Genomic DNA, 22,521 nt, shown 5'->3' with positions numbered 1-22,521 from the left:
GCCTCGCTGGTCGGCACGATGCGGCTGTTCGGGCTGCCGCTCAACGCCCTGACGGCGACGATCCTCTCGATCGCGATCGGGATCGGGATCGCCTACTCGGTCCACATCACCGCCCGCTTCATCGACGAGTACAACGAGGGCGGCGACGCCGCCGCCGCGCTCCGAACGACCCTGACCGGGACCGGCGGCGCCCTCACCGGGAGCATGCTCACGACCGCGCTCGGGACGGGCGCGCTCGGCCTGGCGATCACGCCCGTCCTCGGGAACTTCGGGCTGCTGATCGCCCTGAGCGTGCTCTACTCGTTCGCGCTCTCGGTGATCGCGCTGCCGCCGGCGCTGTTCCTGTGGGACCGGTACCAGACCGGCGCCCCCCTCGTCGGCCGTCGCCGCGGCGTCTAGTCGCGGAACGCGGCGGTCGTCCGTCCGTGGCGCCCGTCTGCAGGGAGGTCGAGTCCGCGGGACACACGCCGCGTTCGCGCAGTCCGCGAGGGGCGATTGACGACGACGAAACGGACCTCGGCGCCGGCGGCGAAGCGGTCGAACCGGCGCACCGCGCCGGCGTCGTCACAGCCGATATTCCCGAGAGCATCTCCGAATAAGAACGCTCTTATAAATCGGGTGAGGACGGGCCGGTATGCCCAAAATAAGCGTCGAGATCCCGGGCGAGCTGCTCGACGACCTCGACGAGCACGTCGGCGACGACGGAAAGTTCGTAAATCGCAGCGACGCCGTCCGCGCGTCGATCCGCAAGACGCTCGACCTCCTCGACGAGATCGACGCGCGTCACGATCGGCTCGACTCCGTCGAGGACGGCGGCGACGGGGCGAGCGATGAGTAGACGGACGGGGACCGCGGCGGGCGCCGACGGCCCGTTCGCGACCGACCCGCTCGACCGCTCCGCGGTCGCCGCGGTCGGGCTGATCACCCTCTTCGTCGTCGCGCTCGCGACCGCACAGCTCACCGCCGCGAAGGTGATCGCCCTCCCGCTGCCGGTCGCGCTCCCGGTCGTCGGCCCCGAGATCACCCTGCCGGGCGCCGCGCTCGCGTACGCGCTCACGTTCCTCGCGTCGGACTGCTACGCCGAGCTGTACGGCCGCCGAGCGACGCAGGTGGTCGTCAACGTCGCCTTCCTCGCGAACTTCCTCGTGCTCGCCCTCGTCTGGTCGACGCTCGCCGCGCCGGGCGTGAACCCGGAGGTCGCGGCCGCGTTCGACACCGCCCTCGGCCCCGCGACGAACGTCGTCGCCGGCAGCCTGCTGGCGTACCTCGTGAGCCAGAACTGGGACGTGATCGTCTTCCACGCGATCCGCGACCGCACCGGTCGCGACATGCTGTGGCTGCGCAACGTCGCCTCGACCGCCAGCAGCCAGGCGCTCGACACCGCGATCTTCGTGGGCGTGGCGTTCTACGCGGCGCCGCTCCTGCTCGGCGTCGGCGACCCCCTCCCGGGGAACGTCCTCCTCGCGCTCGCCCTCGGACAGTACCTCCTCAAGCTCGCGATCGCCGTCCTCGACACGCCGATCGTCTACCTCGTCGTGGGCGCGGTCCGCGAGTAGGCGGCGTCGTCCCGCCTCGGTCGCCACTCCCGCCGCCCGTCAGTCGTCCCCGACCGCCGGCGCCGGAGCCAGCGCCCGCGCGGGTCGCGCGGGCAGGTCGGCGGGCACGCGCTCGAAGGAGGCCCCGGAGTCACGGGTCCGGTACAGCCCCCCGTCGTGCAGCGCCCAGACCGCTCCGGCGTCCCGCCCGCTCGCGAGGACCGCCCGGTAGGTCCCCTCGCCCGTGGGTATCCCCCGATCATCGAGTCGCTCGAACCGCGGCGTCCCGGACGGGCCGTCCCCGGCCGTCCGACGGTACAGGTACGCCTCGCCGCGGCGATGGGCCGCGCTCGCCCCCGACGCCGCGCTCGCGAGGACCGTCTCCGGATCGCCGGGGTCGACCGCGATCCCCCAGACGTACCTGTGGTCGAGTCCCGCGTCGACGACGGTCCACGACCGACCCCGATCGCGGCTCTCCGCGAACCCGTCGCCCGCGGCGACGTACACGCGGTCCGGCGCGTCCGGGTGCGTCGCGAGCGCGTGGGTGTCGCGACGGGAGCCCTCCGGTCGGTCGGTCCACGTCTCGCCGCCGTCCGGCGTGACGACGAGCGCGCCGGCCTCGATCCCCACGAACCAGCGCTCCGGGTCCGCCGGACAGGGCTCGATCCAGCGGACGTGATGGGTGTCCGGGCGCGGCGGGAACGACCACTCGGACGCCGAGGGCACGTCGGTCAGCCCCGCGACCGGCTCGACCGTCTCGCCGCCGTCGGTCGACCGGTAGACCCGCGAGGGCTCCGTCCCGACCCAGACGACCGACGGGTCGTGCGGGCTCGTCGCGACCGCCGTGACCGCGTCGGGGCCCGACCCTCCGGGTCCGAGCGTCTCGCTCGCGATCCGCTCGAACGTCTCCCCGCCGTCGACGGACCGGAACAGCCCGGAGTCGAACGTCCCGGCGAGCAGGCGGGCGGTGGCGACCGACGCCCCGCTCCCGCCGACCCCCTCGGAGCCGGGGACGACCGAGAGGCACTCGACCGCGCGGTCCGCCAGCCGGACGGAGACGTCGCCCGTCTCGGGATCGACGATCCGGAGCCCGTCGTCGTAGGCCGCGAAGAGGCGTGCGCACATGGGCCACGGTTCGCCGCGGCGCGACAAAAGCCTTCGACGGGCGCAAGAGACTTAGCGGCCGCCGCCGTGTGAACGGTAAGCATGGATCTCCGCGTGCAGGGTGACGTTCCCCCCGATCCGTTTCTCGGCGCCGCCGACCTGTTCGAGACCGAGTGTTCGCTGGCCCACCCGGTCCACGTGAAGGTGCGCGAGGACCCCGACGAGCGGACGTGGGCCGGCCACTACGACGGCTACCACGTCCTCAACGTCTCGAAGCGCGCCGCCACCAGCGCGATGGCCCGCGAGCTCGCCGTCCACGAGCTCTCGCACATGGCGCGCTACGAGGAGGGCCACCCCTCCCACCTGCAGTCGACGGAGGAGGCGCTGTACCTCGGGCTCGCCGGCGAGCGCGTCGAGCGCCGCAAGCTCGCGCACTGCTATCAGATCGCGAATCACATGAAGGACATCTACGCCGACGACATAACGCTCTCCGTCGCGCCCGCGGACAAGCTCCTCGGCTTCTTGGAGTCCACCCTCGCGGCCGCGATCGCCGATCGGCCCGACGTCTCGCGGGACGGCTCCCCGCCCGTGACGGCCGGCGCCGACCCGGAGATCACCGCCGTCAACGCCGCGTTCGCGCTCGCGCTGGTCGAGCGCCACCACATCGCCGGCCCGGACCACCGGATCTACGACCTCGCGCGCGCCGCCGGCAGCGACACCGACGCGGTCGACGTCGACGCGTTCAAGGAGCGCTTCCTCGCGCTCGGTCCCGACCCCTCCGAGAGCGACTACCGGAAGGCGCTCGTGGGAGCCGCGCGCGCGTACGCGGTGTAGGGGCAATAGCGGCGCGAGACTACGATCCCTCGCGAAGAATTGAGCGCTGGACGAGCGACAGCAACGACAGTATATAAAATACACCGCGGTGGCGCGCGCCTCCGAGCGCCCTTCGGGCGCGAGCAGACCGCACGAGGCTGGGGAGGGGTGAGGCGCGGTGCTGTGCGGGGCGGGACTCAAAGGGGCAGTCGCCGGCGCGGAGCGCCGGCTGCCAGAGGCGCGAAGCGCCTCGCTGCCGCGAGGACGACTTAGGCGACGAAAGCACCGCAAGGAGCGAGTGAGACGAGCGACTGAGGAGCGCAGCGAGCGTAAGTCGTCCTCGCGGCTGGGGCTTTGGAGGTGTTCGCCGTCTATCTAGCATCGATCAGTTATAAGCGAGCGGCAGCGAGGCGCTTCGCGCCTCTGGCAGCCGGCGGCGTCGCCGCCGGCGACTGGGGCTTTGGAGGTGTTCTCCGCCACAGCGACTGCAACGAAGTATAACCGAGCGACTGAGGCTTCACAGGCGTTCACCGCCGAACCGCTGTCAGCTATTTATACCCAGACAGCGGGGCTTCCGGAACCAGTCTCGTCGCCACTAACCCGATAGAAACGCTCGGGACCAATTAAAACGCGCTTATAAATCCCCTAGTCCGCGTCGTCGGCCGTCGTCTCGGCCGCCTCGGCCTCGCCGTCGCCGCTCTCGTCGACGTCGAGCACGGTCACGCGCGCCGACATGATCCGGGTGTTGTCCACGCGCTCGATGCGGATCTCGACGCCGTCGAACTCGATCTCCTCGCCCTCCTCGACGAGCCGGCCGGCGCGGTTGAACACGAAGCCGGCGAGCGTCTCGAACTCCTCGCCCTCGGGGAGGTCGATGTCGAGGATCTCGTTGACCTCGTCGATGTTCACTTCCCCCTGCACGATCGCGACGTTCTCGTCGACGAACTCGACGGGCGCCTCCTCGTCGCCCTCCAGGATCTCGCCGACGATCTCCTCCACCATGTCCTCGAGGGTGATGATCCCCTCCGTGGTGCCGAACTCGTCGATGACGGTGACCATCTGGAGGCGGTTCTCCTGCATCTCCGCGAGCAGCTCGTCGGCGTTCTTCGACTCGGGGACGTGGAGCGTCGGCTTGACCACCCGCTCCAGGGAGGGCTCGCCCTCGGAGTAGCGGAGCTCCCGGACCAGGTCCCGCACGGTCACCACGCCGATGATGTTGTCGAGGTTCCCGTCGTAGACGGGGACGCGCTCGTGGTCGGCCTGGATGCACGTCTCGATCGCCTCCTCGACCGACTGCTCTTTCGCGACCGCGGTGACGTCGAGACGAGGCGTCATCACCTCCTTGGCGATGGTGTTGTTGAACCGGAAGATGCGGTCGAGCATCTCCCGCTCCTCCTCCTCGATGACGCCCTCGCGCTCGCCCGTCTCGATGATGTCCTGGATCTCGTCGCGGGTGACGTACGTCGACTCGATCGCCGCCGACCCGCCGATGACCTGGTTGACTCCCTTGACGATGTAGTCGAACAGCACCACGAGCGGGTACAGCGCGTACTCGGAGAGCTTCAGCGGCCGCGCGATCCGGAGCGCCCACGACTCGGTGTTCTCGACGGCGTAGGACTTGGGCGCGCTCTCGCCGAAGATCAGCACCAGCGTCGTGATACCGAACGTCGTCGCCAGCACGGACTGGCCGCTGGAGAGGAAGAAGCCGAACAGCGCGGTCGCGATGGAGGTCATCGCGACGTTGACGATGTTGTTGCCGACGAGGATCGTCACCAGCAGCCGGTGCGGGTTCGACTTCATCTCCTGGATCGTCTTCGCGCCCGTGACGTCCTCGTCGACGAGGCTGTCGACGCGGTGTTGCGGCAGGGAGAACATCGCGATCTCCGAGGAGGAGAAGAACGCGGACAGACCGATCAGCGCCGCGATCGCGAGGATACCGAGGGCGATCACCGCGTTCTCCCCCAGCAGCGGCAGCTGTAACAGATCGGCCGGTAGCGTGCTCGACGACAAGCCCATGTTCGTACTTCTTCCGTCGGCTGGTGGTTAAAGGATTACCTTCGACCGTCCGAGTCGCCGGACGATCCGACAGCTGGCGGCGGCACCGCAGGCGGTGCGAGGCGCGTCACGGTGGCGCGCGGCGTGCCGCGGTCGACACGATTACACGTCCCGCGGCCGAATCGCCGCACATGACGGAGCCACAGATCACCCTGTACAGACTGCAGGCGTGCCCCTACTGCGAGCGCGTCGTTCGGACCCTAGACGAATTCGGGCTGGAGTACCGGTCCCGGTACGTCGAGCCGATGCACTCGGAGCGAAACGTCGTGAAGCGCGTCTCCGGCGCCCGGAGCGTCCCGGCGATCGTCGACCGCGAAACCGGCGTGACGATGTCCGAGAGCGCCAACATCGTGGAGTACCTGAAGGGAACGTACGGAGAGGGAGGTGCCTGAGATGCCCGACTTCGAGGTCGTTTCCCTGCCCGAGACGGACCACGTCGCCGAGGGCGACACCGCCCCCGACTTCACCCGCCCCATCGTGAACGAGGAGTACTGGGAGGACCGCGCGCTCGGGGACGTCGTCGACGGGCCGACGCTCCTCGTCTTCCACCCGATGGACGGCGCGTTTCAGGGGACGTATCTGTACGACACGATCGACGACCACGGCTGGGCCGACGACCTCGACGTCCTCGGCCTGTCGATCTCGTCGCCGTACGCCCACAAGCGCCTGCTCGCCGAGCGCGGCGAGGGTGTCCGGATCTTCTCGGACCCCGGTGCGGGCGTGATCGAGGAGTACGGCGTCGCCCACGACATCGACGGCATGACCGGGATCACCGAGTCGCGCCCGGCCGTGTTCCTCCTCGACGGCGACCGCACCGTCGAGTACGCGTGGGTCGCGAGCGAACACCCCGAGTTCCCCGACACCGAAGCGATCGACGACGCGGTCGGCCGGCTCGTCGACTGAGTCGCCGCGCCCGGCGGATCGGTCCGTGCGACGCACCCACTCGTCACCCTTTTTCAGGACGGCCGCGAATGTGAACACGTGACGACCGACAGCGACGATCCTCGGCGAACGACGGACGCGACGCCGGACCGCGGGGACCTCCGCAGGGCCGTGGCCGCCGTCGCCGACGGCGACCTCGTCGTCTACCCGACGGAGACGGTGTACGGACTCGGCGGCGACGCGCTCGATCCCGACGCCGTCGAACGCGTGTTCGATCTCAAGGGGCGCGACCGCGGGAACCCGCTCTCGCTGGGCGTCGCGAGCGTCGACGCCGCGCTTCGGCACACCCGGCCGACCGAGTTCGCGCTCGCGTTCGCCCGGGCGTTCCTCCCCGGTCCCGTGACGGTCGTCGTCGAGCGCGGCGCCGACGTCCCGGACGCGCTCACGGCCGGTGACGACCGCGTCGGGATCCGGGTCCCTGACCACTCCCTCGCCCGGACGCTGCTCCGCGAGACCGGCCCCCTCACCGCGACGAGCGCGAACGTCTCCGGGTCCGGCAGCGTCACCCGCGTCGACGACCTCGACGACCGGATCCGCGACGGCGTCGGCGCGGTGATCGACGACGGCGAGACGCCCGGCACGGAGAGCACCGTCGTCGACCCCGAGGCGGGGAGGATCCACCGCCGCGGCGCGATGGCCGGCGCGATAGAGGCGTGGCTGGCGGACCCGCCGGTGTAGCGCGCGGCGCAGCACGTGGAAAAGAGCCGAAACGAGCCTCAGACCGACAGTGCGCCCTTCTCGCTCAGGACCTCGATCTCGTCGGCGTCGACCGCGTCGACGTCGAGCCAGTGGGGGACGTACTCGCGTTTGTCGTAGGCCTCGCGCTCGTCCTCGGTGCCGACGGTACACCAGAGCTGCGGCTCGTCCGGGCCGTGCCACCCGCCCTGGACGTTGATGCCGAAACAGACCAGCTCCTCGCCGTCGTGCTCGATCACCGCGTCCCGCCGAATGCCGGGGTCGCCGCGAATGATGAGGTGTTGCATGCCCCGCCGTTCGCGGCTTCCGTGCTTAATCGCTTCGATACGGGAGGTCGGCGGCCTCGAAGACCGATGAGACTGATCTCCTGGGGTCCGATGACGGCGTCGGGGTCTCGGTCGGAGACGCCGCGGTCCGCAGTGCGGTCGGTCGAGTGGCCGGCGCGTCGGATTCGCATCGGCCGACCGGTAAAACGCGGCACCGCACGCCGCCTCGCGGTTCGATTCGAGGTCGCGCGAGACCACGCGCTCGACGAAGCGGAGGGTTACGCCGACCAAACCCGCGTTTATCAGGACTATAACCAACGGGTCGACGCCCGTCCGATCGGTATGAATCCCGCGACTGTGCAGCAACGGAGCGACGAAATCCTCGACGGGGTCGCCGCGGCCGTGGTCACCGAGCGGTCGACGCTGAAGACCATTCTCGTCGGGTTGCTCTCCGACGGCCACGTCCTGCTCGAGGACGTCCCGGGAACCGGAAAGACGCTCACGGCCCGGTCGTTCGCGAGCGCGGTCGACGTCTCCTTTTCGCGCGTCCAGTTCACCCCCGACCTGCTGCCGTCCGACGTCATCGGCTCGAACATCTTCGACGAGAAGACCCGGAGCTTCGAGTTCCAGCCCGGGCCGGTGTTCGCGAACATCGTGCTCGCGGACGAGATCAACCGCGCCCCGCCGAAGACGCAGGCGGCGCTCCTGGAGGCGATGGAGGAAGGGCAGGTCACCGTCGACGGCGAGACCCACCCGCTCCCCGACCCGTTCGTCGTCATCGCCACGCAGAACCCCGTCGAGATGGACGGGACCTTCGAGCTCCCGGCCGCCCAGAAGGACCGATTCGTCGTCAAGACCAGCCTCGGCTACCCCGACCGAGCCGGCGAGCTCGAGCTGATCGACCGCCGCTCGGGCCGAGAGGCGTCCTCGCCGTCGGTCCGGACGGTCTGCTCGCTCGACACGCTCACTCGGCTCCGACGCGTTCCGGAGTCGATTCGCGTGGAGGACGGCGTTCGGGAGTACCTCGTCGACGTCGCCCGCGCGACGCGAACGGACGAGCGCGTGAACACGGGCGTGTCGCCGCGGGGCATCCAGCGGTTCTTCGAGGTCGTGCGAACCCACGCCGCGCTCGCGGGTCGGCCCTACGCGACGCCTGACGACGTGAAGGCGATGGCGCCGCCCGTGTTGTCCCACCGGATAGTGGTGACCCCCGACGCGCGCGTTTCGGGCGTCTCGACGACGGAGATCGTCGACGATGTCCTCTCGGAGCTGCCGGTGCCGCAGCTGCGCGCTTGAGTGTGACGCCGACCGGCGAGCGCGGGCTACCGGTCGGAGCCGAGGACCAGTATCACGCTGCCGAGGACGAGCGCGACGAGCGCGCCGAACGGGAGGCCGTCGATGCCGAGACGGGCGACCCCGAGCACGATCGCGATGGCACTCGCACCGACGCTCGCGGCGACCCCCGTGTGAGCGAGCTCGGCCCGAAGGGTCCTCGCGCCGGGCTGCACGCCGATCTGCCCGCCCACGGAGACCGCGTTCTCGGCCGCGTCCCACGCGAGGATCGTCGCGAGCGTCGCGAGCAGGAGCGCGGTGGGACCCGCCCCCTGTGTCACCCCCGTCACGAGCACGCCGAGGAACACGAAGCCGGTACCGACGTCTATCAGGGCCCGACTCCACCCGAACCGAGCCGGCGCGAGCGCCGCAGAGAGCGTCCACAGACCCACGATCCCGGGGAGCAACTCGATCCGGTGGGTGACCTGCGGGGGCCGCGTGGCCGCCTGTCCGATCGCGACGAGAACGACGAGCCCCCCACCGAGCGCGACCAGCGCACCCAGCGCCCCGAGGGCCGTCCCGCCGCGACGAACGAATCGTCCGCCGACCCCGAAGGCGAGGACGCCGACGACGGCGAGCCGAAGGACCTCGCGCTGGAGGGCCGCGTCGGCGACGAGCGCCACGGCAACGCTGCCGGCAGCGAGGGCGATGACGCCGCTCCCGACCGCCGGTCGGCGAACGAACCGAGCGGTCTCCCCGTCGGGCACCGCCCCCGTTTCCGTCGCGTCCGGCGCCGTCACCGCCCCCTCCCCTCGATGGTCGCCATTGCTGCACCCAGCGGCTGGGTGGGCGTCCAGTCGACGACGGGAATACCCGCGTTCCGTAGCGTGCTCAGCCGATGCGTCCGCTCCAGTCGGGCGAGCCGCCCGCCCGTGGTCTCCCCCGTGGTGACGTCCGGACTGACGACCGTGACGGCTGTCCCGCCGCTCTCGAACCGCTGGGCGATGCGAGTGGCCTCGTCGTCGCACAGCGGCGTGATCAACACGACCTGTGTGTCCGCCCCGACCTCGGTCCGAATTCTGGACAGCTGGGTGTCGATCGGTACGGCCCCGTCGGCGCCCGCGCCAGCGCCGTTCGGGCCGTCTCCAGTACCGGGTCGGGACGGGGCTGTCCCGCCCTCGCGCTCGGCCGTGCGCGCCGTTTTCGGGGGGTCCAGCCCGAAGGCCGGATCCGTCGCCAGCCGGTGGTGGAACCGGTCGGCGTGTTCGCGACCGCTCCGGGCCGGAAGCACGCAAACGCGCCGTCCGAACCCGGCCAGGCCGACCCGGTGATTCGCGTCGAACAGCGCGTCGCCGATGCGGTCGGCGGCGTCGACGGCCAGCGCGACCGCGTGCGGTTCGGTCGGGTCCGCGGCCCGATACGACGCGGGTCGCGCGTCTACGCACACCACCACCTCCGCGAGCCGTTCGGTGCGGAACGCCATCGAGGTGAGTTCGCCCGTCCGCGCGTATCGGCGCCAGTCGATCCGGTTCGCGGGGTCCCCGCGCCGGTACTTCTCGACGGAGTGAAACTCGATCCCCTCGCCCCCATCGTCGGTGACCAGCGGACCCGGGTAGTGACCGCTCTGTGCGCGCAGCGGGACGGTCGGGACCGCTGCCGCACACTCGAGGGAACTCGCCGCGGTGAGCGAGCGTTCGACCTCGACCGACCCGCTCGCGTCGCGACAGAGCACGGTCGCCGGCCGGAACACGTGACGACCCGGGCGCGCCCGGAGCTCGTAGCGTATCGTCGCCTCGCCGCCCGGGAGCAGCGCCGTCGCACGCCGCGGCGATCCGTCCGAGACCGAGAGCATCGGCGGGGTCCCGTCGACGATCCGGACGTCGGCGAGCGGCGCGTCCCCCTCGTTCGTGACCGTCGTCCGCACGGACACCCGCTCGCCGTCCTCCGGCGACGCCGGGTCCACCTCTCGTCGGAGGGACAGATCGGGGTCGGGAACCGCGGTGAGACGCGGGTAGGCGACGTACGCGCCGGCGAGAGCGCCGACCAGCAACAGCGGGGGGCGTTTCGCGAGGACGCCGATCGCCACCGCGAGAAGCGCGACGGCGGCGATCCCGCGCCAGCGACCGGTCCACCGAACCGACGACGGTCGGCCCGTCGCGGACGCCGGGTCGACCGTGCCCCCGCCGTCGGTTCTGACCCCGGAGCCCCGTCGGACCCCTCCGTCGACCGCGGTCCGTTCGGGAGGCTCTGAACTATCGAGCCACTGACGGAGAGCGGCGATACCAGGCGTCACTGGCCACCCTCCCGAGTCGTTGACCGCCAGTCCGAGTGGCGGTCCGACTCTCGATCGGCGTCCGGATCCGCGTCCCGGACGGTGTTCGAGTCCGCGTCCCCGGCCCTATCGCTGTCCCGGGTCACCGACCTCTCGCCGGTCGCCTTCGCCAGGATGGCGTCGACGGTCCGGTCGGCCGTATCGCCGTCGCGGGCGCCCCCCAGAGCGGAGAGGGCACCGCTCAGGACTCCGCGTCCCGACGCGGAGAGGTAGGGCGCGGCGACGGGGTCGCTCGTCCAGGTCCCCTCGTCGACGCGACGTGCGGCGTCGGTCCGCGAGCAGCCCTCCGCGCGCATCGTCGCCCGGATCGCCGCCTCCCGGAGCCGACGGCGACGATCGGTCGCCGACCGGGCGGAGAGGAGCCGACGCAGTCGTCCGCCGCCGGCGCGGTCGAACGACGCACCTGCGTACGTCGCCGTCAGGACGCCCTCGACGGCCGGCGGCGTTGCCTCGCTGACGCCGCGGACGCGCCGTGCCGCCACGAGGAGCAGCGCAAGCCCGACCGCGAGAAGGCCGAGCGCTGCCAGCACCACGTAGTCGCTCCCGAGGGCCTCGATCGCCGCGTCAACCCGGAGCGCGCCCTCCGTCTCCGGATCGACCACGACGAGCAGTCCGACACCGAGCGTCGTGACCCCCACCAGGAGAAGCAGGACGCGGGTCGCCCGACCCAGGCGGGCGAGCAGCCCCTCGGCGGCGGATCGGTCGGTCATTTCACACCGCTCTCCAGCGCGCGGAGCCCTTCGCGAGCCCGGTCGAGCTCCGCGTCGACCGAACGTCCGCCGTAGTGTACGTGCTCGAACGCGGAGACGATCGACTCGACGGCGTCGTGATCGACGTCTCGACCGCGGGCGAGCGCCCGGCACTCGTCCGGGGTCGTCGTCTCGGGCCGCTCCGGATTCAGCCGGCGTATCACCTCCACCCAGGCCCGGTCCACGTCGTGTTCGGGGGCCGTTCCGGGCCAGTGTCCGGCCGCCGGTCGCGGCTCGGTCGCGGGGGGCGTTCGGGAGTCGCGCCCGAAGAAGTCGGCCAGTACGTCCCGGTACCGATACGCCAGCGCAGCCGCCGCCAGAACCACCGCGATGGGGAGGAGGAGACGGAAGAGGGCACTCAACAGCGCGACCAGACGGTCGAAGAGCGAGCGTTCGCCGGCCGCGTCGCCGTCATCGCCCCCGCCTGCTTCACCGTCAGGGTCCCCGTCCGCCCCGCCGCCGGTCGGGTCTCCGGGAGCGTCGCTCTCCTCGCCTCCGCTCTCGATAGACTCCTGGATCGCGGCCGCGTCGCCCTGGCCGATCGGCAGGCTGTCCCAGTCCGGGTTTATCTCCTCGTCCGGGTCGGTCGTCAGGCTCGTTTCCAGCGTCGTCGACGCGACGCTCAACGACGTGATCGCCAGCAGCGCTATCAGCGCCGGCAGGAGTCGTGACCGATTCATAAAGCGAGAGACGAGGTGACGGACTGACAGCCGCTACTCGGCGACGATTCGATGAGGGCCAACCGCATTTGCGGAACGGACACGTCAAAGAGGGTTTAGTATACACACCGTAACGATCGCGAGGCGCTCATCGGAGAGCGACTCTGCCGGCGCGATCGGCCTGATACGGAGCCCCGCCCGCTACACTGCCGACGGTTCGAACCGAACGACTAGCCCGAGTAGTAGTACTCGCCCTCGCGCTTCTGCTTGCTGTCGAGCTGCGAGCCCGGCTTGTTGATCCGGGGGCGCCCGGTGCGCTCGTCGCGGCGGAAGGTGATGTCCAGGTCGGCGAGGAACTCGTTCATCCCGTCGCGCATGTCCTGTGGCGGCGCGGCGTGACCGCGCTGGGCCGGCTCGCCGTCGAACACCATCAGGCGGTCGGCGAGGAGGTCGATCATGTAGATGTCGTGGTCGATCACCATCACGGTCGCGTCGTGGTTCTCGGCGTATCGGCGGATCGCCGTCGTCGCGCGGACTCGCTGCTCGACGTCGAGGTGCGCGGAGGGCTCGTCGAGCAGGTACAGGTCCGCGTCCTCCGAGAGACACGCCGCGATGGCGACGCGCTGGCGCTCGCCGCCCGACAGGTCCGCGAGGTTCTGCTCCATGATCCGCTCCAACTGGAGCGGCTGCGCGACCTCGGTGTTCCAGTAGGAGCTGCCGAACTCGTCGGTGATAGAGGAGAGGAACGCGTCGACGCGCATCGGCTGGTCGATCTCGATGTACTGCGGCTTGTACGCGATGTCGAGCGCGAAGTCGAGCTCCCCTTCGTCCGGCTCCAGCGAGCCCGCGAACAGCTTCGCGAGCGTCGACTTCCCGATCCCGTTCGGGCCGACGACGCCGAGCACCTCCGAGCGGTTGATCGCGCCGCTTTCGACGCGGAGCTCGAACTCCCCCTCGCCGTACGACTTCGAGAGATCCGGGTACTCGACCAGCGTCTCGCTGCGCGAGGCGACGCGCGGCGCGTGCTCCTCGAAGGTGATCGCGGACGGCCGAATCCGCATGTTCTCGTTGTCGAGGTACCCCTTCAGGTACTCGTTGATCCCGTTGCGGACCGACTTGGGGTCAGTGATGACCCCGTACGCGCCCGGCTCACCGTACGCGACGTGGAGGGTGTCGGCGAGCAGGTCGAGGATGGCGAGGTCGTGCTCGACGACGAGCATCGAGCGCTCGGCGGCGTCGTCGTCCGCCAGCTCGCGGATGAGCCGGGCGACGATCATCCGCTGGCCGATGTCGAGGTACGGCGTGATCTCGTCGAGGAAGTAGAAGTCGGCGTCGCGGGCCAGACACGCCGCGATGGCGACGCGCTGGAGCTCACCGCCGGAGATGGAGTCGATGTCCTGGTCCATCACCGGGGCGATGTTGAGCCGTTCGATCAGCTCGTCCAGCGCGCCGCGCTCGTCCGTGCGCTCCAGCAGCTCGCGGGTGTTGCCGTCGAACTGCTTGGGGATCTGGTCGACGTACTGCGGCTTGCGGGACACGCTCACCTCGCCCTCCTTCAGCGACTTGAGGTAGTTCTGGAGCCCAGTGCCGCGGAACCGGTCGAGCACCCGGTCCCAGTGGGCTTCCGTCTCGTGGTCGCCGAGGTTCGGGACCATCTCGCCGGCGAGGCCGTGGACCGCCGTCGACTTCCCGATCCCGTTCGGGCCCAATATCCCGGTGACGTTGCCCGGCTCGGGGGTCGGGAGCCCGTACAGCGAGAAGGCGTTCTCGCCGTAGCGGTGGACCGGGTCCTCGTCGAGCTCGGAGGGGAGGTTGATAATCTCGATCGCGTCGAACGGACACTTCTCGACGCAGATACCGCAGGTCTCGCCGAGACAGATCTCCTCGGAGATGTGGATCTGGTCCGGGTCGCCCTCGACGGTGTCCTCGCCGCGCTTGGTGATGCACTCCTTGCCCGTCCGGTTCGGCGGGCAGTAGTTCGCGCACTCGTAGCTACAGCGGTCGGGCTGACACCGATCGAGGTCGACCACGGCGATGCTGTCGTCCGCCATCTCACGCCACCAGTTGCACGCCGGACGTCGCCAGCACGGTGTAGCTGATGAACCACAGCGTGAACGTCAGGAACGCCACGTAGAGGTTGTCCTTGACGCCGAAGTCGCCGACGCCGATGACCTTGTACAGCGGGAACTGGGCGAGCACGAACGCGCCGAGGACCAGCACGACCGTGGTGCTCTGGGCGGCGGCCACGTCGGTGCCCACGTAGGCGGCCGAGACGACGCCGGCGGCGATCCCCGCCAGACTGCAGATCGTCGTGACGACCACGCTCCGCGTGTGGCCGGTTATGCCCGAGTCGTCGCTCATACCAACGGATCCGCGAGCGCCCGTAAAAAGCCGTTCGTTCCGCCCGTCGAGTCGTCGAGAGCCGGCGCCGAGCGGTCGGGACGCGCCGGGGAGCGCGATCGGTGCGAGCGCGGTGGGCGAACGGACCGCGCCGAGCGGAAACGGACCGCGCCGAGCGGAAACGGACCGCGCCGAGCGAGAGGGAGCGCGCGCGAGCGATATCGCTGACTGACTGGTCAGTCGACCGGGCAGATACCAGAAGAAATTGCCGCATGTCACGCCAGTAACCGGCGATATCGTCCGGATAACGGGACAAAATGCCGAAATTGGGGGCCTCGGCCATCAACATTTATGACGATGTACGGTTTCGATTCGTAACGATGGAAGGAACCCAAACGGAGGGGCTCGACGACCTCCCGCCGAGCGCCAAACTCGTCTTCAAGGTGCTCGAGTACAACGGCCCGCTGACACAGAAGGGCATCGTCCAGGAGTCGATGTTGTCGGCACGAACCGTTCGGTACGCCCTCGAACGACTGGAGGGGATCGGCGTCGTCGACGAGGACGTCTACTTCGCGGACGCCAGACAGAACCTGTATAAACTCACCGAGCCCGCCCAGGAGTTCACCGGCGAGGAGAGCGAAGCCTCCTGTACCGCCGATTGAGCCCGAATCCGTAGCCTCACGCCTGACCAGTCCTCCGCCCCTCCCGGTCGCTCAGTACCTACCGAGTCCCCGGTCGCTCCGTCGACGCCTCGCCGGCACCCCGCACCGCCTCGGCGACCGTGAGCGCGATAGCGACGAGCAGCGCCGACGTGGCCGCCAGGACGAACGCCAGAAGCAGGAACCAGACATCCGGGCCGAACAGCGGGTACTCGCGCGTGTCGATCACGGGACCGAGCAGCTCGAGGGTCCGAACGAGGTACAACAGGAGCGCGAGACCCGCGCCGGCGACGAGACCGATCCGGACGTTCCGGTAGAACGCCAGCGACTCGAGGAAGACGAGCATCGGGGGCTTGGCCGAACTGTCGTCGGTCACGTGGACACGTAGTCGCCCGGCGCGCAAAGAGCCTCCGGAAACGAGCGAGGTCCGACCCTCGATGCGGAACGATCACGATCGAAAATAAACGTTTGAGCACCTGACTACGTCAATGGCAGCCGTCAAGTGGCAGGCGAAGAAAGCCGGGATTATGGCAACGGTGGTCCTGTCGTCGTTCCCGATGATCGACCCGGAAACGTACCGCGAGGTACTCGCCGAGCGCGTCGACGAGCCCGTCGAGATCGAGGTGGCCGACCTGGGGTCGGCCGAGCGAGTCGCGGAGGCGGCCGCGGGCGCCGACGCGCTCGTCACCGACATCAACACGCCCGTCACCGCGGAGGCGCTCGCGGGACTCGACCTGCGGGTAGTCGTCCGGTCGGCCGTCGGCGTCGACAACATCGACGTCGGCGCCGCGGCCGACGAGGGCGTCACCGTCACCCGCGTCCCCGACTACTGCACCGACGAGGTGGCGACCCACTCGGTCTCGCTGCTTTTCGCCTGCCTGCGCTCGCTGAAGGCGTACGACGGTGAGGTCGTCGCCGGCGGCTGGAGCTGGGAGGCCGGGAGCCCGATCCGCCGCGTGAGCGCGTCGACGATCGGCCTGCTCTCGTTCGGTCCCATCGCGCGGCGCGCCGCCGAGCAGCTCGCCGGCTTCGACGCGGAGCTGGTCGCGTACGACCCGTTTGTCGACGCCGACGAGATGGCCGAATTCGGCGTCAAAAAGGTCGACTTCGAGGAGCTGTTCGACCGCGCCGACCACGTCGGCGTCTACGCGCCCCTCACCGACGCGACCCGCGAGATAGTCGACGACGACGCGCTCGCGCGGCTCGACGAGGACTCGGTCGTGGTCAACGTGAGCCGCGGGCCGGTGGTTGACACCGACGCCCTCTTCGACGCGCTCGAACGCGGGGCGATCAAGGGCGCCGGCCTCGACGTGCTCACCGAGGAACCCCCCGAGGACGACCCGCTCGTCGGTCGAGACGACACGATCGTCACGCCGCACGCGGCGTGGTACAGCGAGGAGGCCAGAGACGACCTGAACCGGAGCGGCGCGGCCGACGTCGCCGCCGTCCTGAACGGCGAGACGCCCGCCGGGCGCGTCGACCCGGACGCGGACTGGCTGTAACGGCGAGACCGTCGCGGCTGCGAGGAAGGAGCTACAGCCGGTCGAGGGCGTCGAAATCGTCGTCCTCGGAGTCGTCGCCGTCGATAGGTCCGGTGTCGTCCGCCTTCGCCGCCTCGAACGCGCCCGCCTCCAGCCCCGCCGCCAGCCCGGGGCCGAGGTCGTACGTGTCCCGGACCGTCTGGGCGAGCACGCCGTCGCGGTCGAAGACGACGTAGACGGCGACGAAGTCGTGGGCCGCCGGCCGCAACACGAACACTTCCCGCGGGTCGTCGTCCTCGCGGGACTCGTTGACGCGGGCGACGAGCGGCTCGATCGGGAGCCGCCCCGCGCGGAGGTCGGCGAAGGCGTCGCCGCCGGGGGCGTCCGCGAACAGGTACAGCGCGCCGTTCGGCTCGCCGTCGTTCGACCGGGTGGTGATCGAGCCGACCGCCTCGCCCGCGGCGCGAATCTGCTCCCACGTCTCGACCGCCGCCTCGAACATCCCCTCCACCTCGTCGGCGAACCGGAACCGGGTCTCCCGGACGACCTCGACGTCGACGAACCGGGCCGAGGCGTCCGTCCACGCCAGCGTCGCGTCGACGAGGTGGCCGGGCTCCAGCGACGCCACGCGTTCGGCGAGATCGCCCTCGTACCCCTCCGCGGTGGCGTACAGCGGCTCGAACTGGTCCTCGGCGTCGGGCGCCGTCGGATCGACGGGGCCGTCGGGGAGCTCGACGAGGACGAACTCCTCCGGAGGATCGTCGGCGCGCGCGGTCGACTCGTCGCTATCGGTGGGAGCGTCGACGGCGGGAGCGTCGCCGAGGTCCGGTCGCGGTCGCCGGTCGTGCACGCGGAACCGGCCGCTCGTCGTCGGGTCCATACGCGTCGATCGGTCGGCGGGCGGATAAGCGGGTCGGACCGGAGCGTCGGCAGCGCCCGCGCCGGTGCGCGCGTACCGCCCTCGCGGCGGCCCCACCCCGTGTGGCGGATCCGTGTCGTTATGGGGCGGGCGACCCTACGGAACGGTAAATGGGGATCCTCGAGGACAAGTCGAACGCCCGCCTGTTCTACAAGTACCTCTCGAAGGTGTACGACCGGGTCAACCGGTTCACCTGGACCGCGGAGATGCGCACGGAGGCGCTCTCCTGGCTGGAGTTCGGCGACGACCCGAAGGTGCTCGACGTGGGGTGTGGCACCGGGTTCGGCACCGAGGGACTGCTCGAACACGCCGACGACGTCCACGGGCTCGACCAGAGCGTCCACCAGATGGAGAAGGCGTTCGAGAAGTTCGGGAAGCACGACCGCGTGAACTTCTACCGCGGCGACGCCGAGCGGCTCCCCTTCCGCGACGACACGTTCGACGTCGTCTGGTCGTCGGGCTCGATCGAGTACTGGCCGAACCCCGTGGAGGGGCTCCGTGAGCTGCGCCGCGTCGCGAAGCCGGGCGGACAGGTGCTCGTCGTCGGTCCCGACTACCCGCACAACCGCGTCCTCCAGCGGGTCGCCGACGCGATCATGCTTTTCTACGACGAGGAGGAGGCCGACCGGATGTTCGAGGCGGCGGGCTACGAGGAGTTCGAACACCACATCCAGCGGGCGAGCCCGCAGAGCCCCAGAGCGATCACGACGGTGGCGCAGGTTCCCGAGGAGTCCGTGGCGCAGGTCCCCGAGGAGTAGCGCGCGAGCGCCCTCGGTCCGCCCGTTCAGTCGGGTTCGACGACCGTCTCCAGCGTCGCGACCGGCCGACCGTCGACCGAGAGTTCGACGACCACCGTGGCGCCCGGGTCGGGGACCGGGTCGTTCGTTCCGGCGACCCGGACCGACGCCGACTCGCCGACGCGCCAGCGGTCGTCGCGAGCGGCGTTGAACGCGCCGGTCGGCCCCGGGTGGAACCCCGCCGCCGAGAAGAACGGGACCGGCGGCTGGCGGGCGAGCGGCTCGCCGTCGACGCTGACGCGCACGTCGAGTTCGCTCGCGTCGAGCGCGTCGCCGCCGCGGTGCGTGACCGTGATCCGGTCGTCGGTCGCCGACAGCGACAGCGACGTCGCCGGCGCGGGATCGGTGGGAGCGACGGGGTCACCGAGCGCGACGGTGACGACGCCGCCCGCGAGGACGACGGTGATCGCGAGCAGGAGGACGCCGGCGACAGGGGCGATCGCCCGGCGGGAGCGGCGGGCGCCGCCCGTGGTAGGGCGACGCGACGACGGGGGTGAGCGGTCGAGAGGCACGGGACGGCTGGCCGCGACTTCGGATAAAAACCCGTGGAGACGGCGGGAAGTGCGGCGTCACCGACGCTCCGACTCGGTAGTCCCGCCGGCCGAGGAGCGGACGAGCGGCGGCGCGGCGAGCGCCACCACCGCGACCGCGGTGGCGAGGTTCAGCGCCAGGGTCGATCGAACGAATCCGAGGGCGACCTCGACGCCGATCCAGACCGCCAGCGCGACGCCGACGGCGACCGCCGCGACACGCCCCCACGGGCGGCGCGTGCGGAGTCCGTATCCGGCGGCGATGGGCCCGATCCCGAACGCCGTGACGAGGGCGATCCCGGGGAGCAGGAAGTCGTCGACGGGCGTCGCGGCGAGCGGGGCCGGCGACGCCTTCACGAGACCGCCCGAGGGATCGAGGACGAGCGCGGTCCCGCCGACGAGGGCGCGCGCGGCGAGCTGACCGAGCACCGCGAGGAGCGCCCAGTGCGAGAGCGGTCGGTCGCGGAGACGCATGACCGCGTCTCGAGGCGGAGGCCACAAGAGCGCCGGGACCGGTTCCGAGGGTCCGGGAATCCCCGACCGTCGGAGCTCGGGCGTCGGCGACGGCCCGCGGGCCGAGCTACTCGTCGTCGACGAGCCGCGGCGTCGGGATCGGTTGGAGGTCGTCGACGACGACGACGCGCGGCTCGTCGACGACGGTGATGCGGTACGACTCCGCGGGCGAGAGGGTTCTGACGACCCCGTCGGCGTTGGTGGTGCCGATCGCCCTGCTGTCGCCGTCGCCGACGCTCTTCGTGACGGTGACGTCGGGGGCCGGCTCGCCCGTCTCCTCGTCGCGGACGGTCACGGTCACCGGTCCGCCGGCGTAGCTCCGATCGACCGTGACGTTGAACCCGTCGCCGCTCTCGGAGGCCCGCTCCGTGTCGGGGAACGAGTCGAGGTCGAACCGCTGGTGTTCGACGAACACCCCTTCCGTCCCGCCGCTCACGAACGCGCGGAGGAACCCGTACTCGTGCGGGACGGTGATCCGCTGGACCGAGCCCGCGCCGAACGCGTCCGGCTCTCGGAGCGCCGTCGTCTCGGGGTACGACGACGTCGTCACGTTGATCGCCGCGTCGTTGCTTATCTCGCCGCCGCCGCGGTCCCACCGGTCGTTGCGGAACGTCTCGCGGACGTAGTCGTCGTCGACGACCGTCGCCAGCGTGACCGAGGTCGAGGTCGACTCGACGTGGATCTCCGTGGCCGAGACCTCGCCGCGGGCCGTCCGGAGCGCGAGGTCGCGGACGGGGCCCTCGTACACCTGAAGCGCGACCTGGAGCTCGTCGAGTCGGGTGGGGGAGCTGAAGCCGTCGGTCTCCTCGGCGAGCGCGTCGATCTCGTCGAGCCGCTCGTCGTACTCGCGGGCGGTGGCGGCGATGCGGACCAGCTCGTCGAGGAGCTCTCGGTCGCTGATCTCGCCGGCCGCGTGTGCGCGGAGGGCGTTCATCTGGCGGCTGTGGAGGCTCACCTCGTCGCGCTCGACGCGGCTGAGCGCCGCGAGGATCAGCTGTTGCCGCTCCGTGTTCGTCTCTGCGTTCTCGATCCGGTCGATGACGGCCGCGGTCTCGACGGCCGCGTCGGTGTCGTCGACCGCGAAAGAGAGCGCCGGTCCGAGGTTCGCGCCGCGGGGAGAACTGCCGATCCGCGCGTCCGTCTCGGCCGGCGCGGAGAGCGTTCTGAAGGTGAGGTTCGATTGATCGACCTGCGAGGCGTCGGTCTGCGGCCGGACCGGTTCGGGGGCCTCGATGACGGGCGGTGACCCGGACCCCGCGGCGGGAGCGGTCGTCCCCGCGATCGGGACGGTCACGAGCAGGATCGCGACGACGACGGGGAGGGCTCTCATCGTGCAAGGATTTGCGTCCTGATATAAAAAATCCACCTCAACGCCGCCGCGTCGCGGGAGGGATCAGCGACGCAGACGCGTTCCGAACACGCTCTCTGAGCCCGAGAGGCAGCCGAGGGGGCCGTTTTTCCAGTCTGCAAACGGGCTATGGAAAGGGTTTTGCCCGGTCCATGTGAGAACCGACGTGCATGCGGAACTCCTCGTCTCGCGTCCTCCTCATCTCGCTGTTCGCCCTCTTCCTCGTCGGCGGCGTCGTGGCGCCGGTCGCCGCCGCCGCGGCCGGGTCGTCTCCGTCGGTCATGCCCGGCGACCAGCCCCGCCACGGGGAGACCGCGGGCGACCTCCCCGCGGCGCTGGCGGGCGGGACGATAGGGGGGCCCGTCGGACAGATCGAAACGGAGTTCGACCCGACCACCGAGACGCGAATCCGGATCGAGCCGACGCCGGACCGCGACGCGCGGTGGGAGGTGTCCGTCAGGTACGCGCTCGCCGACGAGACGGAGGTCGCGGCGTTCGAGACCGCCGGCGAGCAGTTCCTCGACGGTGGGGTGGGTCCCGACCCGACGCTGTTCGAGGGGTTCGCGCGGGAGGCCAGTCGGAACGTGGACCGGACGATGCGGATCGAGGACGTCGACCGGGAGGTGACCGTCCACGAGGACCCCTCCGAGTTCGACGTCGCCGGAGAGGAGACCGTCGCCGTGGGCGAGCTTCGGCTGACGTTCGTCTGGACGGAGTTCCTCGGGACCGACGGCGAGAACCTCGTCTTGGGTGACGCGCTGACGACCCCCGAGGGGACGTGGCTCCGGTCGCTCGCCGAGGGGCAGACGCTGGAGGTGGCCACCCCGGAGGGGTACGCCGTCACCGGAACGCCCGGCTCCACCGTCCAGATACGCGACAACGCCGTGACGATCGAGGGACCGCGCACGTTCGAGGAGGACGAGCAGGTCGCCGTCGTGTACGCGCCGGCGGGCGCCGTGGGGCCGCCGTGGGAGATGCTCGCCGCGGCGATCGTCGTCGCCGCGCTGCTCATCGCGGGGAGCGTCGTCGGCTATCGACGGATGGGACGCGACGAGAACGGGGCGACGACCGCGAACGGGAGCGGCGAGGGCGACTACCGGGAGACGGACGCCGACACCGACCGGACCGGTGAGGTGAGCGCGCATCCCACCGCCGACTCTGACGGAGACGCCGACGCGGCGGAACCAGAGCCCGAGGAGGACCTCTCGCTGCTCTCCGACGAGGAGCGCGTCGAACGGCTCCTCTCGGAGAACGGCGGACGGATGCGCCAGGCCGACATCGTCACGGAGACCGGCTGGTCCGACGCGAAGGTCTCACAGCTCCTGTCGGCGATGGCCGACGAGGGACGCATCGAGAAGCTCCGCTTAGGCCGCGAGAACCTGATCTCGATCTCCGACGACGCGAACGGTGAGGGGGCCGACGCGAACGGGGCCGACGCGAACGGGGCCGACGCAAACGGCGCCGGCGACGGCGCGAACGGGGCCGGAAACCGGCGGTAGCGCGCGCCGACG

At 70.6% G+C, this 22,521-nt stretch carries 26 protein-coding genes; 12 read left to right on the top strand and 14 right to left on the bottom strand.

Features of this window, described 5'->3' with window-relative positions:
- The 3 genes from R6U01_RS12920 to R6U01_RS12910 all read left to right on the top strand — a co-directional run.
- Positions 1-399 (top strand): MMPL family transporter (locus R6U01_RS12920; RefSeq protein ID WP_410286865.1); only part of this gene is annotated, 399 nt, incomplete at its 5' end.
- A 235-nt stretch (positions 400-634) separates the two neighbouring features.
- Positions 635-838: a ribbon-helix-helix domain-containing protein gene (locus R6U01_RS12915; RefSeq protein ID WP_410286864.1), complete on the top strand. Its 204-nt coding sequence runs from the start codon at positions 635-637 to the stop codon at positions 836-838.
- Complete coding sequence (locus R6U01_RS12910; RefSeq protein WP_410286863.1) at positions 831-1,556, top strand: queuosine precursor transporter; 726 nt, start codon at positions 831-833, stop codon at positions 1,554-1,556. The genes R6U01_RS12915 and R6U01_RS12910 overlap by 8 nt, the downstream gene beginning before the upstream one ends.
- Before the next feature lie 39 nt (positions 1,557-1,595).
- On the opposite strand, the gene R6U01_RS12905 is transcribed toward R6U01_RS12910, so the two are convergent.
- On the bottom strand, positions 1,596-2,660 hold the full coding sequence (locus R6U01_RS12905; protein WP_410286862.1) for a WD40/YVTN/BNR-like repeat-containing protein: 1,065 nt from the start codon (positions 2,658-2,660) through the stop codon (positions 1,596-1,598).
- A gap of 81 nt (positions 2,661-2,741) precedes the next feature.
- Here R6U01_RS12905 and R6U01_RS12900 point away from each other — a divergent pair, with 81 nt between their 5' ends.
- Positions 2,742-3,473: a DUF5781 family protein gene (locus R6U01_RS12900; protein ID WP_410286861.1), complete on the top strand. Its 732-nt coding sequence runs from the start codon at positions 2,742-2,744 to the stop codon at positions 3,471-3,473.
- Positions 3,474-4,097: 624 nt separating this feature from the next.
- Here R6U01_RS12900 and R6U01_RS12895 read toward each other — a convergent pair.
- A complete protein-coding gene (locus R6U01_RS12895; RefSeq protein ID WP_410286860.1) occupies positions 4,098-5,468 on the bottom strand; it encodes a hemolysin family protein in 1,371 nt (456 codons plus the stop codon).
- A 170-nt stretch (positions 5,469-5,638) separates the two neighbouring features.
- Between R6U01_RS12895 and R6U01_RS12890 the strand changes: the two genes are divergently transcribed.
- The 3 genes from R6U01_RS12890 to R6U01_RS12880 all read left to right on the top strand — a co-directional run bounded on the left by R6U01_RS12890 (position 5,639) and on the right by R6U01_RS12880 (position 7,127).
- Positions 5,639-5,899, top strand: coding sequence for a glutaredoxin family protein (locus tag R6U01_RS12890; protein WP_410286859.1), 261 nt, complete (start codon positions 5,639-5,641; stop codon positions 5,897-5,899).
- 1 nt (position 5,900) lies between these two features.
- Positions 5,901-6,410 carry a redoxin domain-containing protein gene (locus R6U01_RS12885; protein ID WP_410286858.1) on the top strand — a complete coding sequence of 170 codons (510 nt, stop codon included), beginning with the start codon at positions 5,901-5,903 and terminating at the stop codon, positions 6,408-6,410.
- Positions 6,411-6,488: 78 nt separating this feature from the next.
- A complete protein-coding gene (locus R6U01_RS12880; RefSeq protein ID WP_410286857.1) occupies positions 6,489-7,127 on the top strand; it encodes an L-threonylcarbamoyladenylate synthase in 639 nt (212 codons plus the stop codon).
- A 38-nt stretch (positions 7,128-7,165) separates the two neighbouring features.
- On the opposite strand, the gene R6U01_RS12875 is transcribed toward R6U01_RS12880, so the two are convergent.
- A complete protein-coding gene (locus R6U01_RS12875; RefSeq protein ID WP_410286856.1) occupies positions 7,166-7,432 on the bottom strand; it encodes an HAH_0734 family protein in 267 nt (88 codons plus the stop codon).
- Between the two features lie 321 nt (positions 7,433-7,753).
- Between R6U01_RS12875 and R6U01_RS12870 the strand changes: the two genes are divergently transcribed.
- On the top strand, positions 7,754-8,707 hold the full coding sequence (locus tag R6U01_RS12870) for an AAA family ATPase (protein ID WP_410286855.1): 954 nt from the start codon (positions 7,754-7,756) through the stop codon (positions 8,705-8,707).
- A 26-nt stretch (positions 8,708-8,733) separates the two neighbouring features.
- On the opposite strand, the gene R6U01_RS12865 is transcribed toward R6U01_RS12870, so the two are convergent.
- The 6 genes from R6U01_RS12865 to R6U01_RS12840 form a co-directional block, all read right to left on the bottom strand.
- Positions 8,734-9,483 carry a hypothetical protein gene (locus R6U01_RS12865; protein ID WP_410286854.1) on the bottom strand — a complete coding sequence of 250 codons (750 nt, stop codon included), beginning with the start codon at positions 9,481-9,483 and terminating at the stop codon, positions 8,734-8,736.
- Entirely contained in the window at positions 9,480-10,976 is a 1,497-nt protein-coding gene (locus R6U01_RS12860) for a DUF58 domain-containing protein (protein WP_410286853.1), read from the bottom strand. Before R6U01_RS12860 ends, R6U01_RS12865 begins: the two co-directional genes overlap by 4 nt.
- Positions 10,973-11,725 carry a hypothetical protein gene (locus tag R6U01_RS12855; RefSeq protein ID WP_410286852.1) on the bottom strand — a complete coding sequence of 251 codons (753 nt, stop codon included), beginning with the start codon at positions 11,723-11,725 and terminating at the stop codon, positions 10,973-10,975. The genes R6U01_RS12860 and R6U01_RS12855 overlap by 4 nt, the downstream gene beginning before the upstream one ends.
- Positions 11,722-12,444: a DUF4129 domain-containing protein gene (locus R6U01_RS12850; RefSeq protein ID WP_410286851.1), complete on the bottom strand. Its 723-nt coding sequence runs from the start codon at positions 12,442-12,444 to the stop codon at positions 11,722-11,724. The genes R6U01_RS12855 and R6U01_RS12850 overlap by 4 nt, the downstream gene beginning before the upstream one ends.
- A gap of 209 nt (positions 12,445-12,653) precedes the next feature.
- Positions 12,654-14,474, bottom strand: a complete 1,821-nt coding sequence (locus R6U01_RS12845) for a ribosome biogenesis/translation initiation ATPase RLI (protein ID WP_410286850.1) — start codon at positions 14,472-14,474, stop codon at positions 12,654-12,656.
- Position 14,475: 1 nt separating this feature from the next.
- Positions 14,476-14,784, bottom strand: coding sequence for a hypothetical protein (locus R6U01_RS12840; RefSeq protein ID WP_410286849.1), 309 nt, complete (start codon positions 14,782-14,784; stop codon positions 14,476-14,478).
- A 359-nt stretch (positions 14,785-15,143) separates the two neighbouring features.
- Here R6U01_RS12840 and R6U01_RS12835 point away from each other — a divergent pair, with 359 nt between their 5' ends.
- Positions 15,144-15,425, top strand: a complete 282-nt coding sequence (locus R6U01_RS12835; protein WP_410286848.1) for an ArsR family transcriptional regulator — start codon at positions 15,144-15,146, stop codon at positions 15,423-15,425.
- 58 nt (positions 15,426-15,483) lie between these two features.
- Here R6U01_RS12835 and R6U01_RS12830 read toward each other — a convergent pair whose 3' ends face one another.
- Positions 15,484-15,768 (bottom strand): hypothetical protein, encoded by a 285-nt coding sequence (locus R6U01_RS12830; protein ID WP_410286867.1) that lies wholly within the window; start codon positions 15,766-15,768, stop codon positions 15,484-15,486.
- A gap of 181 nt (positions 15,769-15,949) precedes the next feature.
- On the opposite strand from R6U01_RS12830, the gene R6U01_RS12825 reads away from it, so the two are divergent.
- Positions 15,950-16,924 (top strand): C-terminal binding protein, encoded by a 975-nt coding sequence (locus R6U01_RS12825; protein ID WP_410286847.1) that lies wholly within the window; start codon positions 15,950-15,952, stop codon positions 16,922-16,924.
- A 31-nt stretch (positions 16,925-16,955) separates the two neighbouring features.
- On the opposite strand, the gene R6U01_RS12820 is transcribed toward R6U01_RS12825, so the two are convergent.
- On the bottom strand, positions 16,956-17,783 hold the full coding sequence (locus R6U01_RS12820; RefSeq protein ID WP_410286846.1) for a DUF6663 family protein: 828 nt from the start codon (positions 17,781-17,783) through the stop codon (positions 16,956-16,958).
- 149 nt (positions 17,784-17,932) lie between these two features.
- Here R6U01_RS12820 and R6U01_RS12815 point away from each other — a divergent pair, with 149 nt between their 5' ends.
- Positions 17,933-18,580: a methyltransferase domain-containing protein gene (locus R6U01_RS12815; protein ID WP_410286845.1), complete on the top strand. Its 648-nt coding sequence runs from the start codon at positions 17,933-17,935 to the stop codon at positions 18,578-18,580.
- A gap of 26 nt (positions 18,581-18,606) precedes the next feature.
- Here the strand turns inward: R6U01_RS12815 and R6U01_RS12810 are convergent, their stop codons facing one another.
- From R6U01_RS12810 to R6U01_RS12800, 3 genes are all read right to left on the bottom strand, one after another.
- Entirely contained in the window at positions 18,607-19,059 is a 453-nt protein-coding gene (locus R6U01_RS12810; RefSeq protein ID WP_410286866.1) for a type IV pilin N-terminal domain-containing protein, read from the bottom strand.
- A 129-nt stretch (positions 19,060-19,188) separates the two neighbouring features.
- Complete coding sequence (locus tag R6U01_RS12805; RefSeq protein WP_410286844.1) at positions 19,189-19,623, bottom strand: hypothetical protein; 435 nt, start codon at positions 19,621-19,623, stop codon at positions 19,189-19,191.
- Between the two features lie 106 nt (positions 19,624-19,729).
- Entirely contained in the window at positions 19,730-20,992 is a 1,263-nt protein-coding gene (locus tag R6U01_RS12800; protein WP_410286843.1) for a hypothetical protein, read from the bottom strand.
- Positions 20,993-21,180: 188 nt separating this feature from the next.
- On the opposite strand from R6U01_RS12800, the gene R6U01_RS12795 reads away from it, so the two are divergent.
- Positions 21,181-22,509, top strand: coding sequence for a helix-turn-helix transcriptional regulator (locus tag R6U01_RS12795; RefSeq protein WP_410286842.1), 1,329 nt, complete (start codon positions 21,181-21,183; stop codon positions 22,507-22,509).
- Positions 22,510-22,521 lie beyond the last annotated feature (12 nt).

Source organism: Halorubrum sp. (genome assembly GCF_046498025.1).
In the GTDB taxonomy this organism is placed as follows: Archaea; Halobacteriota; Halobacteria; order Halobacteriales; family Haloferacaceae; genus Halorubrum.
Note: the sequence above shows the minus strand (reverse complement) of the source record. Positions and strands in the feature narration are given on the sequence as shown.

Bases quoted from the DNA above. Each gene is read 5' to 3' on its own strand.
- R6U01_RS12870 (WP_410286855.1), top strand. From the start codon at position 7,754: ATGAATCCCGCGACTGTGCAGCAACGGAGCGACGAAATCCTCGACGGG.
- R6U01_RS12820 (WP_410286846.1), bottom strand. From the start codon at position 17,783: ATGGACCCGACGACGAGCGGCCGGTTCCGCGTGCACGACCGGCGACCG.
- R6U01_RS12890 (WP_410286859.1), top strand. From the start codon at position 5,639: ATGACGGAGCCACAGATCACCCTGTACAGACTGCAGGCGTGCCCCTAC.
- R6U01_RS12840 (WP_410286849.1), bottom strand. From the start codon at position 14,784: ATGAGCGACGACTCGGGCATAACCGGCCACACGCGGAGCGTGGTCGTC.
- R6U01_RS12855 (WP_410286852.1), bottom strand. From the start codon at position 11,725: ATGACCGACCGATCCGCCGCCGAGGGGCTGCTCGCCCGCCTGGGTCGG.
- R6U01_RS12830 (WP_410286867.1), bottom strand. From the start codon at position 15,768: ATGCTCGTCTTCCTCGAGTCGCTGGCGTTCTACCGGAACGTCCGGATC.
- R6U01_RS12895 (WP_410286860.1), bottom strand. From the start codon at position 5,468: ATGGGCTTGTCGTCGAGCACGCTACCGGCCGATCTGTTACAGCTGCCG.
- R6U01_RS12905 (WP_410286862.1), bottom strand. From the start codon at position 2,660: ATGTGCGCACGCCTCTTCGCGGCCTACGACGACGGGCTCCGGATCGTC.
- R6U01_RS12875 (WP_410286856.1), bottom strand. From the start codon at position 7,432: ATGCAACACCTCATCATTCGCGGCGACCCCGGCATTCGGCGGGACGCG.
- R6U01_RS12795 (WP_410286842.1), top strand. From the start codon at position 21,181: ATGCGGAACTCCTCGTCTCGCGTCCTCCTCATCTCGCTGTTCGCCCTC.
- R6U01_RS12815 (WP_410286845.1), top strand. From the start codon at position 17,933: ATGGGGATCCTCGAGGACAAGTCGAACGCCCGCCTGTTCTACAAGTAC.
- R6U01_RS12800 (WP_410286843.1), bottom strand. From the start codon at position 20,992: ATGAGAGCCCTCCCCGTCGTCGTCGCGATCCTGCTCGTGACCGTCCCG.
- R6U01_RS12850 (WP_410286851.1), bottom strand. From the start codon at position 12,444: ATGAATCGGTCACGACTCCTGCCGGCGCTGATAGCGCTGCTGGCGATC.
- R6U01_RS12910 (WP_410286863.1), top strand. From the start codon at position 831: ATGAGTAGACGGACGGGGACCGCGGCGGGCGCCGACGGCCCGTTCGCG.
- R6U01_RS12835 (WP_410286848.1), top strand. From the start codon at position 15,144: ATGGAAGGAACCCAAACGGAGGGGCTCGACGACCTCCCGCCGAGCGCC.
- R6U01_RS12845 (WP_410286850.1), bottom strand. From the start codon at position 14,474: ATGGCGGACGACAGCATCGCCGTGGTCGACCTCGATCGGTGTCAGCCC.
- R6U01_RS12825 (WP_410286847.1), top strand. From the start codon at position 15,950: ATGGCAACGGTGGTCCTGTCGTCGTTCCCGATGATCGACCCGGAAACG.
- R6U01_RS12805 (WP_410286844.1), bottom strand. From the start codon at position 19,623: ATGCGTCTCCGCGACCGACCGCTCTCGCACTGGGCGCTCCTCGCGGTG.
- R6U01_RS12885 (WP_410286858.1), top strand. From the start codon at position 5,901: ATGCCCGACTTCGAGGTCGTTTCCCTGCCCGAGACGGACCACGTCGCC.
- R6U01_RS12900 (WP_410286861.1), top strand. From the start codon at position 2,742: ATGGATCTCCGCGTGCAGGGTGACGTTCCCCCCGATCCGTTTCTCGGC.
- R6U01_RS12915 (WP_410286864.1), top strand. From the start codon at position 635: ATGCCCAAAATAAGCGTCGAGATCCCGGGCGAGCTGCTCGACGACCTC.